Genomic DNA, 16,260 nt, shown 5'->3' on the forward strand with positions numbered 1-16,260 from the left:
ACCCTACGGGGGGCCGGAATCTGTGTGCTCCTCGCGTGCGCGGGAATCTATCTGCTCCTCGCGTGCGCGGGAACGCGGGTGGTACCCGTCCTCGCCCGCCACCAGCACTTCACCGACGGGCGGGCTGCCGCACGCGCGCTCACATCCCACGAAATGCCGGTGGGTGGTGCCGGGGGTGTTGGCGGCCTCGGCGGCGTCGGCCCGCACATCGGCACGGGATTTGGCGCACCCCGGGCTTCCGGTGCAGGCGCTGACGTCCAGCCACGGGGAATTCTCGTCGAAGATCAACCCCATCGGCGCCAGCACGCGCAGCGATACATCCGCCGTGCCTTCGTCGAGGTCACCCACGAGTACCGAGCGCCACGGGGTGATCACCAGCGGCGCCTCGATGGCGGCCAGGAACTGCGCAGTGCGCGCCTGCAACACCCCGAGCGGCACGCCCGCGCCGAGAGCGATGCGGCCGTCACGCTGATCGATCCAACCGACCGGCGGCCGAACCGTCGGTGACCACCGCATTCCTGCCGGTGCGCTGATCTCGAGACCGGCCAGCAGCGCCGCGGTGTCATCCAGTTCGGTTATCCGCCAGGATGTTCCGCGGATCTCGGCGAATCGGGTCGCCACGTCGACCAGGGTGGGCACCACGTCGGTGATCGCCATTCGGACGCCGGTGTCGATGCCCGCCAACAGCAGGGCTGCGACCTCGGGGTCGAGCACGTGCGCTCCCACGTCAGCGGCCAGTCCGGACACGTCGCCGCGGCCGTCGTCGAGGCTGAACCAGAACCGGCCCGGGAGCTCGGCCAGCACCGGATCGGCCTGGATCGCGAGGTCCAACTCTCCGACGAGGTCGCGGATATCGGCCACGCCGCCGGACCGTCCGGACAACGGGGAGGCAACGATGTTGCGCACGCGCTCGTGGGTCGGCGAGGGCAGCAGGCCGGCGTCAGTCAGCGCGGCCGCCACCGCGCCGGTGTCGGTGAGGGCGCGCAGCTGAATATTGCCGCGCGAGGTGAGTTCCATTGCGGGGGAGCCGAACTGCTGGGCCACCTCGGCCAGGGTGGTGAGCTGGGCTGCGGTGATCATGCCGCCGGCCAGCCGGATCCGCACCAAGGCGCCGTCAGCGGCCCGGTGCACCGTCAGTGCGCCGGGGCAGGCGTCGTTGTCGCGGGTTCGGGCCATCTCCGGCTCCATTCTAAGAACTCCCCGGTCGCAACCCGAATTCGCGACGATTGTGCGGGCGATGCTCGGTATCGACCCGATCCGCATGGAATGCACGACGCCGGATGTGACCTGGGTCACCACCTGGTAAAGCAGTTCTGTCCCTTACATGTTGACGATTTTTGCGGTAATCGGACGTACCGTCGAAACCAGTACCCGAGACCGTCGGTATCGGGTTCATGCCGGAACTACGAGAGGAACGACCATGTTTGCTTTTGGCGCATTCGCAGTGTTCGTCCTGGTGCTCGTCGCCGCGGCCGGCCGGCCGTACAGGCAGTCCTGGCACGCTCGCTTCGGCGAAACCCGCCCCTGACCCGGGCCGCCGTGTGCGGTACGAATGACGGGTGTCGTCCGCCTCTGACTCCACCCTGAATCCCATCGTCCTACTGCTGTCGACGTCGGACACCGACCTGATTGCAGCGCGCGCCAGCGGCGCGAGATATCGGTGGGCCAACCCGTCACGGCTGGTTCCCGGTGAGCTCGACGAGTTGCTCGCCGGGGCCGACGTGGCTGTGGTGCGCATCCTCGGCGGTTACCGGGCCTGGCAGGACGGCATCGACGCGGTTGTCGCCAGTGGGGTGCCGACCGTCGTGGTCAGTGGCGAACAATCCCCGGATGCCGAGCTGATGGGGCATTCGTCTGTGCCACAGGGCGCCGCTCTGCAGACCCACGTCTACCTGGCCCAAGGTGGTCTGGCCAACCTGGCGAACTTGCATTCGTTCCTGTGCGACACGCTGCTGATGACCGGGTTCGGGTTCGCACCGCCGGTCACCACGCCGACTTGGGGCCGGCTGGACCGGGAAACGTCTGCCGTCGACGGGCCGACCATCGCGGTGCTCTACTACCGCGCCCAACAACTGGCCGGCAACACCGGCTACGTCGAGGCGCTGTGTGCGGCCATCGAGAACGCCGGTGGCCGGCCACTGCCTGTGTTCTGCGCCTCGTTGCGCACCGCCGAACCCGAACTGCTTGAGCTGCTGGGCACCGCCAACGCCCTGATCACCACGGTGCTGGCCGCCGGTGGTGCATTGCCCGCTGCGGTGGGGGCCGGCGGCAGCGACGACTCCTGGAACGTGGCACACCTTGCCGCGCTGGATATTCCGATTCTGCAAGGGCTGTGCCTGACCAGCTCGCGCGAACAGTGGGCCGTCAGTGACGACGGGTTGACCCCGTTGGATGTGGCCAGCCAGGTCGCGGTGCCCGAGTTCGACGGTCGCATCATCACGGTGCCGTTCTCGTTCAAAGAGATCGACAAGGAGGGGCTGATCTCCTATGTCGCCGACCCGGAACGCTGCGCTCGGGTGGCTGGTCTGGCCGTGCGGCACGCCCGGCTGCATTCTATTCCCGCCGCGGAAAAGCGCGTGGCCCTGGTGTTCTCGGCCTACCCGACCAAACACGCCCGTATCGGCAATGCCGTTGGTCTGGACACGCCGGCCAGCGCGGTGGCGCTGCTGCGGGCCATGCGCGCGGCCGGCTACGACCTCGGCGACGTCGATGGGATCCCCGGTGTGGATTCCGGCGATGGGGACGCGCTGATCCACGCCCTGATCGAACGCGGCGGGCAGGACCCCGACTGGCTCACCGACGGGCAGTTGGCCGGCAACCCGATCCGCGTGCCGGCCAAGGACTACCGCGACTGGTTCGCCACCTTGCCCCCGGAGCTGGCCGATGCGGTGGTCGAGCACTGGGGCCCGCCGCCCGGAGAATTGTTCGTCGACCGCAGTCGCGATCCGGACGGTGAGATCGTCATCGCCGCAATGCAATCCGGCAACGTTGTGCTGATGGTGCAGCCGCCGCGCGGGTTCGGCGAGAACCCGGTGGCGATCTACCACGACCCCGACCTGCCGCCGAGTCACCACTACCTGGCTGCGTACCGATGGCTCGACTCGGCGTTCCCGGGTTCCTTCGGTGCCGATGTCGTGGTGCACCTGGGCAAGCACGGCAACCTGGAATGGCTGCCCGGCAAGACCCTGGGCATGAGCGCGGCGTGTGGCACCGACGCGGCACTGGGCGATCTGCCGCTGGTCTACCCGTTCCTGGTCAACGACCCGGGGGAGGGGACCCAGGCCAAACGCCGGGCCCACGCCACGCTCGTCGATCATCTGATCCCGCCGATGGCCCGGGCCGAAAGCTATGGCGACATCGCCCGGCTCGAACAGCTCCTCGACGAGCACGCGACCATCTCCGCGCTCGACCCGGGCAAGCTCCCGGCGATCCGTCAGCAGATCTGGACGCTGATGCGGGCGGCCAAGATGGACCACGATCTGGGCCTCGCGGACCGTCCTGACGAGGACAGCTTCGACGACATGTTGCTGCACGTCGACGGCTGGCTGTGTGAGATCAAGGATGTGCAGATCCGCGACGGCCTGCACATCCTCGGTGAAAAGCCCACAGGGCAAAGCGAACTCGATCTGGTATTGGCTATCCTGCGGGCCAGGCAACTGTTCGGCGGTGAGCAGACGGTGCCCGGGCTGCGACAGGCCCTCGGTCTGGCCGAAGACGGCAATGACGAGCGTGCCGCCGTCGACACCGCCGAGGCCAAGGCGCGGGAACTGGTCGCGGCCCTGCAGGGAAGCGGTTGGGACGCTTCTGCGGTGGACCGCATATGCGCCGAAGCAGTCGACACCTTCACCGACAACGCCGAGGTTGCGGCCATCCTGCGGTTCGCCGCAACCGAAGTGGTGCCGCGACTGGCGGCCACGGCCGGTGAGGTCGACCAGGTGCTGCGGGCACTGGCCGGCGGTTTCATCGAATCCGGGCCATCCGGCTCGCCGCTGCGTGGTCTGGTCAACGTGCTGCCCACCGGGCGTAACTTCTACTCGGTGGACCCCAAGGCGGTGCCGTCGCGGCTGGCCTGGGAAACCGGTGTGGCGATGGCAGATTCGTTGCTGGCCCGGTATCACGAAGACCACGGTCGCTGGCCGGTGTCGGTGGGTCTGTCGGTGTGGGGCACCTCGGCGATGCGCACCGCAGGTGACGACATCGCCGAAGTCCTTGCCCTGCTGGGTGTTCGGCCGGTGTGGGACGACGCGTCGCGCCGCGTGGTCAGCTTGGAACCGATCGAGTTGACCGAATTGGGCCGGCCCCGCATCGACGTCACGGTCCGCATCTCGGGGTTCTTCCGCGACGCGTTCCCGCACGTGGTCACCATGCTCGACGACGCGGTCGCACTGGTGGCCGGCCTCGATGAACCGGCGCAGGACAACTACGTCCGCGCCCACACTCAGGCCGACTTCGCTCAGCACGGTGACCGACGACGGGCCACCACACGGATTTTCGGCTCCAAGCCCGGTACCTACGGCGCCGGCCTGCTGCAGTTGATCGACAGCCGCAACTGGCGTGACGACGCCGATCTGGCCGAGGTGTACACGGCGTGGGGCGGATTCGCCTACGGACGTGGGCTCGACGGCGCGCCCGCCGCGGACGACATGAACCGCGCCTACCGTCGTATCGCCGTGGCGGCCAAGAACACCGACACCCGCGAACACGACATCGCTGACTCCGACGACTATTTCCAGTACCACGGCGGCATGGTGGCGACCGTTCGCGCGCTGACGGGCAAGGCTCCGGCCGCCTACATCGGTGACAACACCCGACCCGACGCAGTCCGTACTCGCACCCTCAACGAGGAGACCACCAGGGTGTTCCGGGCCCGGGTGGTCAATCCGCGCTGGATCACCGCGATGCGGCGGCACGGCTACAAGGGTGCGTTCGAGATGGCCGCCACGGTCGACTACCTGTTCGGCTACGACGCCACCGCGCACGTCATGGCCGACTGGATGTACGAGCGGCTCTCCGCCGAGTACGTGCTCGATGACGAGAACCGCAAATTCATGGCCGAATCTAACCCGTGGGCGCTGCACGGCATCGCCGAGCGACTGCTGGAGGCGGCGGGCCGTGGCATGTGGGAAAGTCCCGAACCGGCCACGCTCGACGGGCTGCGTCAAGTGCTTCTGGAGACTGAGGGCGAGCTCGAGGGCTAGTAGTTTGATGCCATGCCTGTCACCTTCGCCGACGTCGCCAAGGCCAAGTACGTGCTGCTGACCACGTTCACCAAGGACGGCCGGCCCAAGCCGACACCCATCTGGGCCGCCCCCAGCGGAGACCGGCTGTTGGTCATCACCCAAGCGGATTCCTGGAAAGTCAAACGCATCCGCAACACGCCGCGCGTCACCCTTGCGGCCTGCGACATGCGGGGCAACCCCGAGAGTGAGCCGGTCGAGGCGCAGGCCGTCATCCTCGACCAGGCCCGCAACGGCGAGGTGTACGACGCCATCGGCAAGCGCTACGGCCTGATCGGCAAGGCCTTCAACCTGTTCAGCAAACTGCGTGGCGGTATGCAGCGCAACGTCGGACTGGAGTTGCGCGCGGCCGACTGACCGCGCGGAACCCTGCGGCGTGCCGAACCGTTGAACAGGTATGGCAAAGCGGCTGTTCGGCATCTACGCATTGGTCGAGATGGCGGTGATCATCGCCCTGGTTGCAACCATCGGCTTCGGCTGGACCGTGCTGTTGCTGCTGGCCTCGTTCGTCGTTGGGCTGGTGCTGGCGGGTTCGCAGCTGAACCGGCACCTTCGCCGGCTGCGCTCGGGGCTCTCGGCCACCAGCGCGCAGGGTGCCGTCACCGACAGTCTGCTGGTGGCGCTGGGCACCGTGCTGGTGGTGATCCCCGGTCTGGCCAGCTCGGTACTCGGGGTGCTGTTGCTGTTGCCGCCGACGCGGGCCGCGGCACGCCCGGTGCTGACGGCGATGGCGGCCAAGCGGATACCGATCATCACGGCGAGCGCACCCGGTTTTGTCTGGGCCGCAGAGGCCGGCACACCTCGCGGCAGACGTGGCGACTACATCGACGGGGAAATCATCGAGGGAGAAATCATCGACGTGCCCGCACGCGAGGACCATCAGGGCACCGAACCCGAACTGCATCGCCTGCCACCGACGGCCTAGCCACATATGGCTGACCAACCTTTGACCGAGCTCTTGATCAACGGGCGGATCCACAGTCCCGCCAACCCCGACGCCACGGCGTTCGCCGTGCGCGACGGCATCATCGCCTGGTTGGGCAGCGATGCCGTCGGCCGTTCGGAGTTCCCCGAGGCTCGCATCGTCGATCTCGACGGCGGCTTCGTCGCCCCGGCGTTCGTCGACAGCCATGTCCATCTCACCGCGACCGGGCTCAATCTGGGCGGTCTGGATCTGCATGCGGCGACCTCCCGAGCGGACTGCCTGCGGCTGATCACCGAGTACGCGCGCCGCCACCCCGCGGGTCCGGTGTGGGGTCACGGTTGGGACGAGTCCGGCTGGCCCGAGCGCACCCCGCCGAGCACCGCGGACCTCGACGCCGTGGTGGGGAACCGGCCTGCCTACCTGGCCCGGGTCGACGTGCATTCGGCGGCGGCCAGCAGCGCGTTGCGCACTTCGGTGCCTGGGCTGAGCAACACTGCGGGGTACGCACCGCAACAGCCGCTCAGCGCCGAGGCCCACCATCTGGTCCGTGCCGCGGCACGAGACCGCCTCACGCCGGATCAGCGGCATGCCGCACAGATCGCGGCACTCGACCATGCGGCCGGCCACGGCATCGTCGCGGTCCACGAGTGCGCGGGCCCGGACATCGGCGGCCTTGACGATTGGCGCGAGCTGCGCGGGCTCCACCACGGCGTCGAGATCATCGGCTACTGGGGTGAAGCCGTCGCCGACCCCGACCAAGCCAGGACACTGATCGCCGAGACCGGCGCCCGCGGGCTGGCCGGTGACCTGTTCGTCGACGGGGCACTCGGTTCGCGCACCGCACACCTGCACGAGCCCTACACCGACGCACCCGACACCTGCGGCAACTCCTACCTCGACCCCGACACCATCACCGCACACCTGCGGTCGTGCACCGAGGCGGGAATCGCCGCCGGGTTCCACGTCATCGGTGATGCCGCGGTCACCGCTGTCGTCGCCGCGCTGGCGACCGTCGTCGAGGCGTTGGGCGCACCCGCGGTGGCGCGCTGCGGGCACCGGCTCGAGCATCTGGAGATGGTCAGCCCCGCCCAAGCCGCCCAGCTCGGCTCGTGGGGCGTGATCGCCAGCATGCAACCGAACTTCGACGCGCTGTGGGGCGGCGACCACGGCATGTACGCCCAGCGCCTCGGGCCTGACCGAGTCCATCGGCTCAACCAGCTTGCGCTGTTAGCATCCGAAGGCGTGCCCCTCGCGTTCGGCTCCGACACCCCAGTCACCAGCATGAACCCGTGGCAGACCGTGCGCGCGGCGATCGAGCACCACACCCCCCGCAGTGCCCTGTCCGCCCGTGCCGCGTTCGCCGCGGCCACCCGTGGTGGCTGGCGCGCGGGCGGCGTGCGCGACGGTGTCACCGGCACGCTGGTGCCGGGTGCTGCGGCCAGCTACGCGATCTGGGAGACCGATCAGCTGGAGGTCAGCACGCCGGCGAACGCCGTGCAGCGCTGGTCGACCGATCCACGGTCGCGGGTGCCCGCATTGCCGCGGCTGGCGGCGGGGTCCGAGCTGCCGCAGTGCCGGCAGACCGTTCACCGGGGCGTTGTCATCCATGGCTAGTGACGATCTCGAACGCCTGCGTGCTCACCCGCATGACGCCACCGAGGTGCTGTCGGCGGTCGACAACGGGGACGATGCCGGGTTCGAGGAAGACGTCGAGATCGACGATTCCGAGGCGAGCACCGACTCGACCAAACCACCGCCGGACCGCCTCGCCGCGCTGACCTCATGGGGGCGCCGGTTCGGCCGCGCGACCCTCGACCGTTGGGCCCAGCTCGGTGCCGCAGTCGGAGGCGGACTGTTGCTGTGGGCGAGTTTCCCGCCCGTGGGCTGGTGGGCCACGGCGTTCGCGGCGCTGGCGCTGCTGGGCTGGGTGCTGACGCTGCCATCCACCACCCGGGCCGGCGGTTTCGGCTACGGATTCTTGTTCGGGTTGGCGTTTTACCTCCCGCTGTTGCCGTGGATCAGCGGTTTGGTCGGTCCGGTGCCGTGGCTGGCGCTGGCGGCGCTGCAGGCGGTGTTCTGCGGGGTGTTCGGGCTGTTGGCTGTCCTGGTCCGGCAGTTACCGGGCTGGCCTCTGTGGTTCGCCGGGTTGTGGGTCGCTGCGGAATGGCTCAAGTCGACCGTGCCGTTCGGTGGATTCCCATGGGGTGTGGTCGGGTTCGGTCAGTCGGACGGCCCGCTACTGTCGATTGCGCGGGTGGGCGGGGCGCCGCTGGTGTCGTTCGCCGTCGCGCTGGTCGCGTTCAGCCTGACCTTGGTGGCCTTGGAGATCGTCCAGTGGTGGCACCACGGCCACAAGCCCGGCGTGCCGCCCCCGGCGGTCGTGCTACCCGGCGTTTGTGTCTCGGTGGTGCTGTTGGGCACCGCGTTGCTGTGGCCGCAGGTGCGGCACTCCGCCGTCGGCGTCGCCGACGAACCATCGGTGACCGTCGCCGCGGTGCAGGGCAACGTCCCCCGGCTCGGCTTGGAGTTCAATGCGCAACGACGCGCAGTGCTCGACAATCACGTCCGCGAGACCGGGCTGCTGGCCGACGACGTGCGAGCGGGCCGCGCCCCGCAGCCGATGTTCGTCATCTGGCCCGAGAACTCCTCCGACATCGACCCACTGGCAAACGCCGACGCCGCCGCGCAGATCAATGCCGCAGCCGCCGCGATCAAGGCGCCGATCCTCGTCGGTGGCGTGGTCAAAGCCGATGGCTACACGCCCGACGATCCCGTCGCCAACAACACGGTGATCGTGTGGGATCCGGTCACGGGCCCCGGCGAACGGCACGACAAGCAGATCATCCAACCGTTCGGCGAATACCTGCCGTGGCGCGGTTTCTTCCGTCACCTGTCGTCCTATGCCGATCGTGCGGGCTACTTCGTCCCCGGTACCGGCGACGGCGTCGTACATGCTGCGGGCGTACCCATCGGGGTCACCACGTGCTGGGAAGTGATCTTCGACCGGGCTGCCCGTGAATCTGTGCTCAACGGGGCCCAGCTGCTGGCAGTGCCCACCAACAACGCGACGTTCGACGCGACGATGAGCTCCCAGCAGCTGGCATTCGCCCAGCTGCGGGCCGTCGAACACGACCGGTACGTGGTGGTCGCGGGGACCACCGGCATCAGCGCCGTGATCGCTCCGGATGGCCGTGAGCTGGCGCGCACCGAGTGGTTTCAGCCGGCCTACCTGGACAGTCAGATCCGGCTCAAGTCCGATCTGACACCGGCCACCGAGTGGGGTCCGCTGGTACAAGCGGTGCTGGTGGTCATCGGCTTCGGGGCCGCTCTTGCGGCGTTGGCCGTTGCGATACGGCAAAATGGAGGGTTCGTGCCAAGAGTTTTCCGGCGCCGGAAGGCGAACGCCGGCGACGATGAAGGAGTCACATGACAGTCCCCGGTGACGGAGCGAGCCCGGGGGAGACCCCTCGCCAGGACGATGGCAAACCCAGCGGGCGCACGCTGGTCATCATCCCGACCTACAACGAGCTGGAGAACCTGCCGCTGATCGTCGGCCGCGTACACCGCGCACGCCCCGACGTCCACGTGCTGATCGTCGATGACGGCAGTCCGGACGGTACCGGTGAACTGGCCGATGAGCTGGCCCTGGCCGACCCGGACCGGGTGCACGTCATGCACCGCACGACCAAGGCCGGTTTGGGTGCGGCTTACCTGGCCGGATTCGCCTGGGGTCTGGGCCGGGGCTACTCGGTGCTGGTGGAGATGGACGCCGACGGCAGCCACGCTCCCGAGGAGCTGTACCGGCTGCTCGACGCCGTGGACGCGGGTGCCGATCTAGCCATCGGCTCGCGGTACGTCTCGGGTGGCACGGTGCGCAACTGGCCGTGGCGGCGCCTGGCGCTGTCCAAGACCGCCAACACCTACTCACGGTTACTGCTGGGTGTGGGCATCCACGACATCACCGCCGGATACCGTGCCTACCGGCGTGAGGTGCTGGAGAAGATCGACCTGTCCGCGGTGGACTCGATGGGTTACTGCTTCCAGATCGACCTGACCTGGCGAGCCATCACCAACGGCTTCAGCGTCGTCGAGGTACCGATCACGTTCACCGAACGTGAACTGGGCGTCTCGAAGATGAGCGGATCCAACATCCGTGAGGCGATGTTCAAAGTCGCCGAGTGGGGCGTCCGGGGACGCCTGGACCGGGCGCGCGGAGTGCCGAGCTGACCCAGAAATAGCCGCGAGGGTGCACCGAAGTGCACCCTCGCGGCTTTTGTCAGCGGTTCAGCTACCGCGACGCTTGGTCTTGATCAGGTCGAGACGTTCCTTGAGCAGCTCTTCGAGCTCCTCCACCGAGCGGCGCTCCAGCAGCATGTCCCAGTGGGTACGGGGCGGCTTGACCTTCTTCGGCTCGGGCACGTCACCCTCGATGAGGGTGCCCTCCATGCCGTTACGGCACAGCCAGGTGCCGGGAATCTCGGCGTCGTCGGCGAACGGCACATCGAACTCTTCGCCGTTGTCCGTCCGGTAGCGAGCAACCTGACGCGGCGCCAGGTCATGGTTACGGTCGGTCTCGTAGCTCACGGCTCCGAGGCGACTGCCTCTCAGGACGCGATCAGCCATCGTCAACACTCCTCAGTTACACGAAATTATCCGGATGTATCAACGCTTGACGGCGTTGCCAGGTTCCCGACTCAGCCGTCCATGATACGCCGATCGCGACCTGCGGCCGTCTACAGTCGGGGACCATGGCCACCGGAATTGCCAGACGTCATCGGCCGCAACCGTGCCGGTGGTGCGGGCGTGAGGTAGCCGACACGGGTATGGGGCGCCGACGGCAGTACTGCAGACAGTCGTGTCGTCAGCGGGCATACGAGCAGCGTGCCCTGGTGAAGGGCACCTCACTGGCCCCGGATTCGGTGGTGCTCACCGCCGAGGAAGCCGCCCAACTGTCTGACCGGGTCTATCAGGTTCGGTGCGCGGCTGAGGATCTCGCCACCGCCGTCGATGAGGGTGCCGCCTCCGACGAGCTTCGGCAGTTGTGCGACGCGCTGATGCATGCCGCCAAGGCGGCCGACGGCTGGCGTTAGTCCGGGCAGGTGAACTGTCGGCCGATGCCGACCGCCGGCGGCGTCGGCTTCAGGCAGCCGAGCGGCTCCACGCCCGCCTGACTCACCCGCATCCCGGACTGGTGTGCGTAGTTGACGCAGATCAGTGCAGCGGCGTCGGCGCGGCAGCGGTAGTCTCCGAACGCGATCGATTCTCCGGTGGGCAGTTCGGTTCCGTCGCCGTAGGTGAACCGGCCCGGATCACCGTGCAGCGAGCCGATCTCCAGCGTCGGCCCCGGGAAATCCACCCACCCCGAGATCCATTCGCCCTCCACGTCGGACGGTTTCGGCGGCAGGCCGTCAGTCTTGACCAGGCAGGCCAGCTCTCCGTTGACCAGCTTGTCGGTTGCGCACCTGCCTGCGGTCGTGACGAACGCGACGTCGTCACCGAGGTTGGTGGCCTCGCCGGCACGGGTGGCGGTGTGGAAACCGGCGGGATCGGCCTGCGCGCCTGCCTCGACCCATCGAATGACCTGGGACATCGGCGTTCCGGTGGCGGGTGCAGTGGTGGGTACCGGTGGGGTGGTCGTCGTCGGCGCCGGTTTGGCGCCGGATGGTTGCGCCGAGCTGGTAGGCGCCGACACTTGGGCCTGCGACGTCGACTGAGTCTCCCCGCCGCCCCCGGTCGAGCATCCTGCCAGTAGCGCAGACACCGCGATGATCACAGCAAACCGCATCCAGCCAGGCTAGCGGTACGTATCGCCGACCGTGCGGGTCTGCTGCCCGGCACGCCGTGTTCGGGCAGCACTCTGCGCACGCTCGTCGCGCGTCAGCGCGCCCGAAAACGCTTGAGGCGCGCAGCAGCACCCGAGACAAGACTCACCCGTTTCACTCACGTCTTCGATCGTCGCGTGAGCGTGCCCAAAATATTGCTGCTCAGCGGTGTGTCGACCAGCAGACCCGCACGGTCACGGAGAGACCGATCCAAGCTCGTCGGGGGCGGTGCATAGAGTTAGGTGCGTGACGGACGCCCAGCCCACCAGCAAGCCCACCCTCATGCTCCTTGACGGCAACTCGCTGGCGTTCCGCGCTTTTTACGCGCTGCCCGCGGAGAACTTCAAGACACAGGGCGGGCTCACCACCAACGCGGTGTACGGCTTCACCGCAATGCTGATCAATCTGCTGCGCGATGAGCAGCCCAGTCACGTTGCCGCTGCGTTCGACGTGTCCCGCAAGACATTCCGCAAGGACAAGTATCCGGAATACAAGGAGGGGCGCTCGGCCACGCCCGACGAATTCCGGGGCCAGATCGACATCACCAAAGAGGTGCTGAACGCGCTCGGCATCACGGTGCTCTCCGAGGAGGGCTTCGAGGCCGACGACATCATCGCCACCCTTGCCACGCAGGCGCAGGATGCCGGATATCGGGTACTGGTCGTCACCGGCGACCGGGACTCGCTGCAGTTGGTCAGCGACGACGTCACGGTGCTGTATCCGGTCAGGGGCGTCAGCGAGCTGACCCGGTTCACTCCCGACGCCGTCGTCGCCAAATATGGGCTCACGCCCACCCAATACCCCGACTTTGCCGCGCTGCGCGGTGACCCGAGCGACAACCTGCCCGGTATACCGGGCGTGGGGGAGAAGACGGCCACCAAGTGGATCCTCGAGCACGGCTCGCTGCAGAGCCTCGTCGACAACGTCGACATGATCAAGGGCAAGGTCGGGGATGCGTTGCGCGCCAATCTCTCCAGCGTCGTTCTCAACCGTGAGCTGACCGAGCTGGTCAAGAATGTGCCGTTGGCGCAGACGCCCGACACGCTGCGGATGCTGCCGTGGGACCGCGACCACATCCACCGGCTGTTCGACGACCTGGAGTTCCGGGTGTTGCGCGACAGGCTGTTCGACACCCTCAGCTCCGCTGACCCTGAGGTCGAGGCCGGCTTCGAGGTACGCGGCGGCGTGCTCGCGCCCGGTGAGTTGGCGCCCTGGTTGGCCGAGCACAGCAATGGCCGTCGTTTCGGGTTGGCGGTGGTCGGCACCCACCGAGCTTTCGACTCCGATGCCACTGCGTTGGCCATCGCCGCGGCCGACGGCGAGGGCTGTTACCTCGACACCACGACACTGACTCCTGACGACGAGGCGGCACTTGCGTCGTGGCTGGCCGATCCGGGACCGCCGAAGGCGCTGCACGAGGCCAAGCTCGCCATGCACGACCTGGCCGGGCGTAGCTGGAACCTGGCGGGGGTGACTTCCGACACCGCGCTTGCGGCCTACCTGGTGCGGCCCGGGCAGCGTAGCTTTGCCCTCGACGACCTGTCCCTGCGTTATCTCAAACGCGAATTGCGCGCCGAAGACACCGGACAGCAACAGCTTTCGCTGCTCGACGACACCGAGGGAGTCGACGAGCAAGCCGTGCAGACGCTGCTCTTGCGGGCCTCGGCGGTCGGTGACCTCGCCGACGCGCTCGACGAGGAGCTCGCGCGGATCGACTCGTCGTCACTGCTGGGGCGTATGGAGCTGCCCGTGCAACGAGTGCTCGCCGAGATGGAACACACGGGGATCGCGGTCGACAGTGAGCGCCTCAAGGAATTGCAGAGCGACTTCGCCGACCAGATCCGCGATGCCGCCGAGGCCGCGTACGCCGTGATCGGCAAGCAGATCAACCTCGGCTCGCCCAAACAGCTGCAGGTCGTGCTGTTCGACGAGCTGGAGATGCCGAAGACCAAACGCACCAAGACCGGCTACACCACCGACGCCGACGCGTTGCAGTCGTTGTTCGACAAGACCGGGCACCCGTTCCTGCAGCACATGCTCACCCACCGTGACGCCACCCGGCTCAAGGTGACCGTCGACGGCCTGCTGAACTCGGTGGCCTCCGACGGGCGCATTCACACCACGTTCAACCAGACCATCGCCGCGACGGGCCGGCTCTCGTCGACCGAGCCCAACCTGCAGAACATCCCGATCCGCACCGAGGCGGGTCGGCGCATCCGAGACGCGTTTGTGGTAGGCGACGGTTACGCCGAGCTCATGACGGCCGACTACAGCCAGATCGAGATGCGCATCATGGCCCACCTCTCCGGCGACGAGGGCCTGATCGAAGCGTTCAACACCGGGGAAGACCTGCATTCGTTCGTGGCGTCCCGTGCGTTCGAGGTACCGATCGACGAGGTGACACCCGAGCTGCGGCGACGGGTCAAGGCGATGTCCTACGGGCTGGCCTACGGTTTGAGCGCCTACGGCCTGGCCAGCCAACTCAAGATCTCCACCGAAGAGGCGAAGGTGCAGATGGAGCAGTACTTCGCCCGGTTCGGCGGCATCCGCGACTATCTCCGCGACGTCGTCGACCAGGCCCGCAAGGACGGCTACACCTCGACGGTGTTCGGGCGCCGGCGCTATCTGCCCGAGCTGGACAGCAGCAACCGCAATGTCCGCGAGGCCGCCGAGCGGGCCGCGCTTAACGCACCGATCCAGGGCAGTGCGGCCGACATCATCAAGGTCGCGATGATCAACGTCGACGAGGCCATCACATCGGCCGGCCTGACATCACGCATGCTGCTGCAGGTGCACGACGAACTACTGTTCGAGGTCGCCGAAGGGGAGCGGGACACTCTCGAGGCGCTGGTGCGTGAGCACATGGGTAACGCCTACTCCCTGGACGTTCCGTTGGAGGTGTCGGTCGGATATGGCCGCACCTGGGATGCGGCAGCCCACTAGTCCGCGCCATGACAGAGTCGCTCGCCAACGATCAGGTCAGTTTCGTCGCTCGGCTGGGCGCGGCGATGGGCGCCGCGAACTATCCGGTCACCCTGGTCCGACAGATGGTGCAGCGCTCGTCCGCCGCATACGGCGTGCCCAACGACTTCGTCGCCTTTCCCAACTATGTCCAGGTGGTGGGGCCGGCGACCGAGTCCGGAACGGTGGTCAAATCGGCGTACCTCACCAGTGAGCTGCGATTCGACCAGATTTTCCCGCTGGCACGATTGGTGTCCGACGCGATGGCGGGCCGCGTCCGGCCCGCGGACGGTGAGAGCCGCCTCGACCGCATCCTGGCGATGCAGAGCCGGTATCCCGGCTGGGTCTCGGTGCTGGGATACAGCGTGCAGAGCGCCGGGCTTGCTCTGGTGCTGGAGCCGACGCTGGTGAACCTTGCCGCGGCGGCGGTGCTCGGCTTGATGGTCGGCCTGTTCTGCGCGGCGGGGCGACGTGTCGCGATGTTGCAGCACCTGGTCCCCACCATCAGCGCGTTCGCGGTGTCGGTGATCTGCATGTCCGGCGCCCACTACCTGGGATACGACCATGTGAGCCTGCGGGCGCTGATCCCACCGTTGGCGATGTTCCTGCCGGGTGCCGCGATCACCATGGCAGTCGTCGAGTTGACGGCCCGCGACGTCATCTCCGGGTCGAGCCGACTGATAGCGGGCTTCATGCAGATCGCGCAATTGGCGTTCGGGATCCTGATCGCCACCCAAGTGCTCGGTGCGGACGGCAGCCAGCTCAGCCCCGACCCCATCAACAAGATCGGCGCGTGGGCGCCGTGGGCTGGCGTCGCGGTGTACGCCGTCGGCGTGATGCTGTTCTTGGCACCCCCATTGTGGTTTTTGCCGTGGCTGGCCGTGATCGTCTATACGGCGTTCGCCGCCCAGTTCATCGGGGATCTGGTGTTGGGCAGTTACGCCAGCGGCTTCTGCGGTGGTCTCGTGCTGACCGTGTCAGCGCTCGTCATCTCCCGGCGCCGGAGCGCACCACCCGCGATCACCCTCATCCTGCCCGGGTTTTGGCTGCTGGTACCGGGTTCGATGGGCCTGATCGGGGTGACCGAGTTGTTCGGAGCGGAAGGCGACTCGGCGTTCCCCGCCACCGTGATCTCGATGATTTCGGTTTCGCTCGGTCTGCAGGCGGGGCTGGTGATCTGGGAACTGGCCAAGCACAACACCTCGCGGCGCTCGTCCAGGCCCAGCCCGCCCGACCCGACGGACTCTGCTGCGGGGGCAACATCCGGCGCGTGGTAGTTGAGGCGCGTGGTAGTTGATGTGCCAGCCCAGGATCG

The 16,260-nt window shown here is 67.7% G+C and carries 11 protein-coding genes and 1 pseudogene; 9 read left to right on the forward strand and 3 right to left on the reverse strand.

Going from position 1 to position 16,260, the window contains the following annotated elements; all coding sequences use genetic code 11:
* Positions 1 to 3: 3 nt before the first annotated feature.
* Entirely contained in the window at positions 4 to 1,176 is a 1,173-nt protein-coding gene (gene cobG / locus H276_RS0104845) for a precorrin-3B synthase (protein ID WP_051111386.1), read from the reverse strand.
* A 407-nt stretch (positions 1,177 to 1,583) separates the two neighbouring features.
* On the opposite strand from cobG, the gene cobN reads away from it, so the two are divergent.
* The 6 genes and pseudogenes from cobN to H276_RS0104875 form a co-directional block, all read left to right on the forward strand.
* A complete protein-coding gene (gene cobN, locus H276_RS0104850) occupies positions 1,584 to 5,198 on the forward strand; it encodes a cobaltochelatase subunit CobN (protein WP_196807840.1) in 3,615 nt (1,204 codons plus the stop codon).
* A gap of 12 nt (positions 5,199 to 5,210) precedes the next feature.
* Complete coding sequence (locus tag H276_RS0104855; RefSeq protein ID WP_019970183.1) at positions 5,211 to 5,594, forward strand: PPOX class F420-dependent oxidoreductase; 384 nt, start codon at positions 5,211 to 5,213, stop codon at positions 5,592 to 5,594.
* 40 nt (positions 5,595 to 5,634) lie between these two features.
* Positions 5,635 to 6,162 (forward strand): FxsA family protein, encoded by a 528-nt coding sequence (locus H276_RS0104860; protein WP_019970184.1) that lies wholly within the window; start codon positions 5,635 to 5,637, stop codon positions 6,160 to 6,162.
* Positions 6,163 to 6,168: 6 nt separating this feature from the next.
* Positions 6,169 to 7,776, forward strand: a complete 1,608-nt coding sequence (locus H276_RS0104865) for an amidohydrolase (protein WP_019970185.1) — start codon at positions 6,169 to 6,171, stop codon at positions 7,774 to 7,776.
* Positions 7,769 to 9,592, forward strand: a complete 1,824-nt coding sequence (lnt, locus tag H276_RS0104870; RefSeq protein WP_019970186.1) for an apolipoprotein N-acyltransferase — start codon at positions 7,769 to 7,771, stop codon at positions 9,590 to 9,592. Before H276_RS0104865 ends, lnt begins: the two co-directional genes overlap by 8 nt.
* Positions 9,593 to 9,648: 56 nt before the next feature.
* A pseudogene (locus tag H276_RS0104875) lies at positions 9,649 to 10,371 on the forward strand (polyprenol monophosphomannose synthase); the annotation flags it as partial.
* A gap of 75 nt (positions 10,372 to 10,446) precedes the next feature.
* On the opposite strand, the gene rbpA reads toward H276_RS0104875, so the two are convergent.
* Complete coding sequence (rbpA, locus tag H276_RS0104880) at positions 10,447 to 10,785, reverse strand: RNA polymerase-binding protein RbpA (protein ID WP_026356597.1); 339 nt, start codon at positions 10,783 to 10,785, stop codon at positions 10,447 to 10,449.
* Between the two features lie 137 nt (positions 10,786 to 10,922).
* On the opposite strand from rbpA, the gene H276_RS0104885 reads away from it, so the two are divergent.
* Complete coding sequence (locus H276_RS0104885) at positions 10,923 to 11,252, forward strand: hypothetical protein (RefSeq protein WP_026356598.1); 330 nt, start codon at positions 10,923 to 10,925, stop codon at positions 11,250 to 11,252.
* Here the strand turns inward: H276_RS0104885 and H276_RS0104890 are convergent.
* Positions 11,249 to 11,947: a hypothetical protein gene (locus H276_RS0104890; protein ID WP_036460579.1), complete on the reverse strand. Its 699-nt coding sequence runs from the start codon at positions 11,945 to 11,947 to the stop codon at positions 11,249 to 11,251. The two genes, H276_RS0104885 and H276_RS0104890, sit on opposite strands and share 4 nt — an antisense overlap.
* Positions 11,948 to 12,266: 319 nt before the next feature.
* On the opposite strand from H276_RS0104890, the gene polA reads away from it, so the two are divergent.
* Positions 12,267 to 14,927 (forward strand): DNA polymerase I, encoded by a 2,661-nt coding sequence (polA, locus tag H276_RS0104895; protein WP_196807841.1) that lies wholly within the window; start codon positions 12,267 to 12,269, stop codon positions 14,925 to 14,927.
* An 8-nt stretch (positions 14,928 to 14,935) separates the two neighbouring features.
* Positions 14,936 to 16,222, forward strand: a complete 1,287-nt coding sequence (locus tag H276_RS22580; RefSeq protein WP_019970193.1) for a threonine/serine exporter ThrE family protein — start codon at positions 14,936 to 14,938, stop codon at positions 16,220 to 16,222.
* Positions 16,223 to 16,260: the final 38 nt, after the last annotated feature.

Origin of the sequence: Mycobacterium sp. 141 (assembly GCF_000382405.1) — a bacterium.
In the GTDB taxonomy this organism is placed as follows: domain Bacteria; phylum Actinomycetota; class Actinomycetes; order Mycobacteriales; family Mycobacteriaceae; genus Mycobacterium.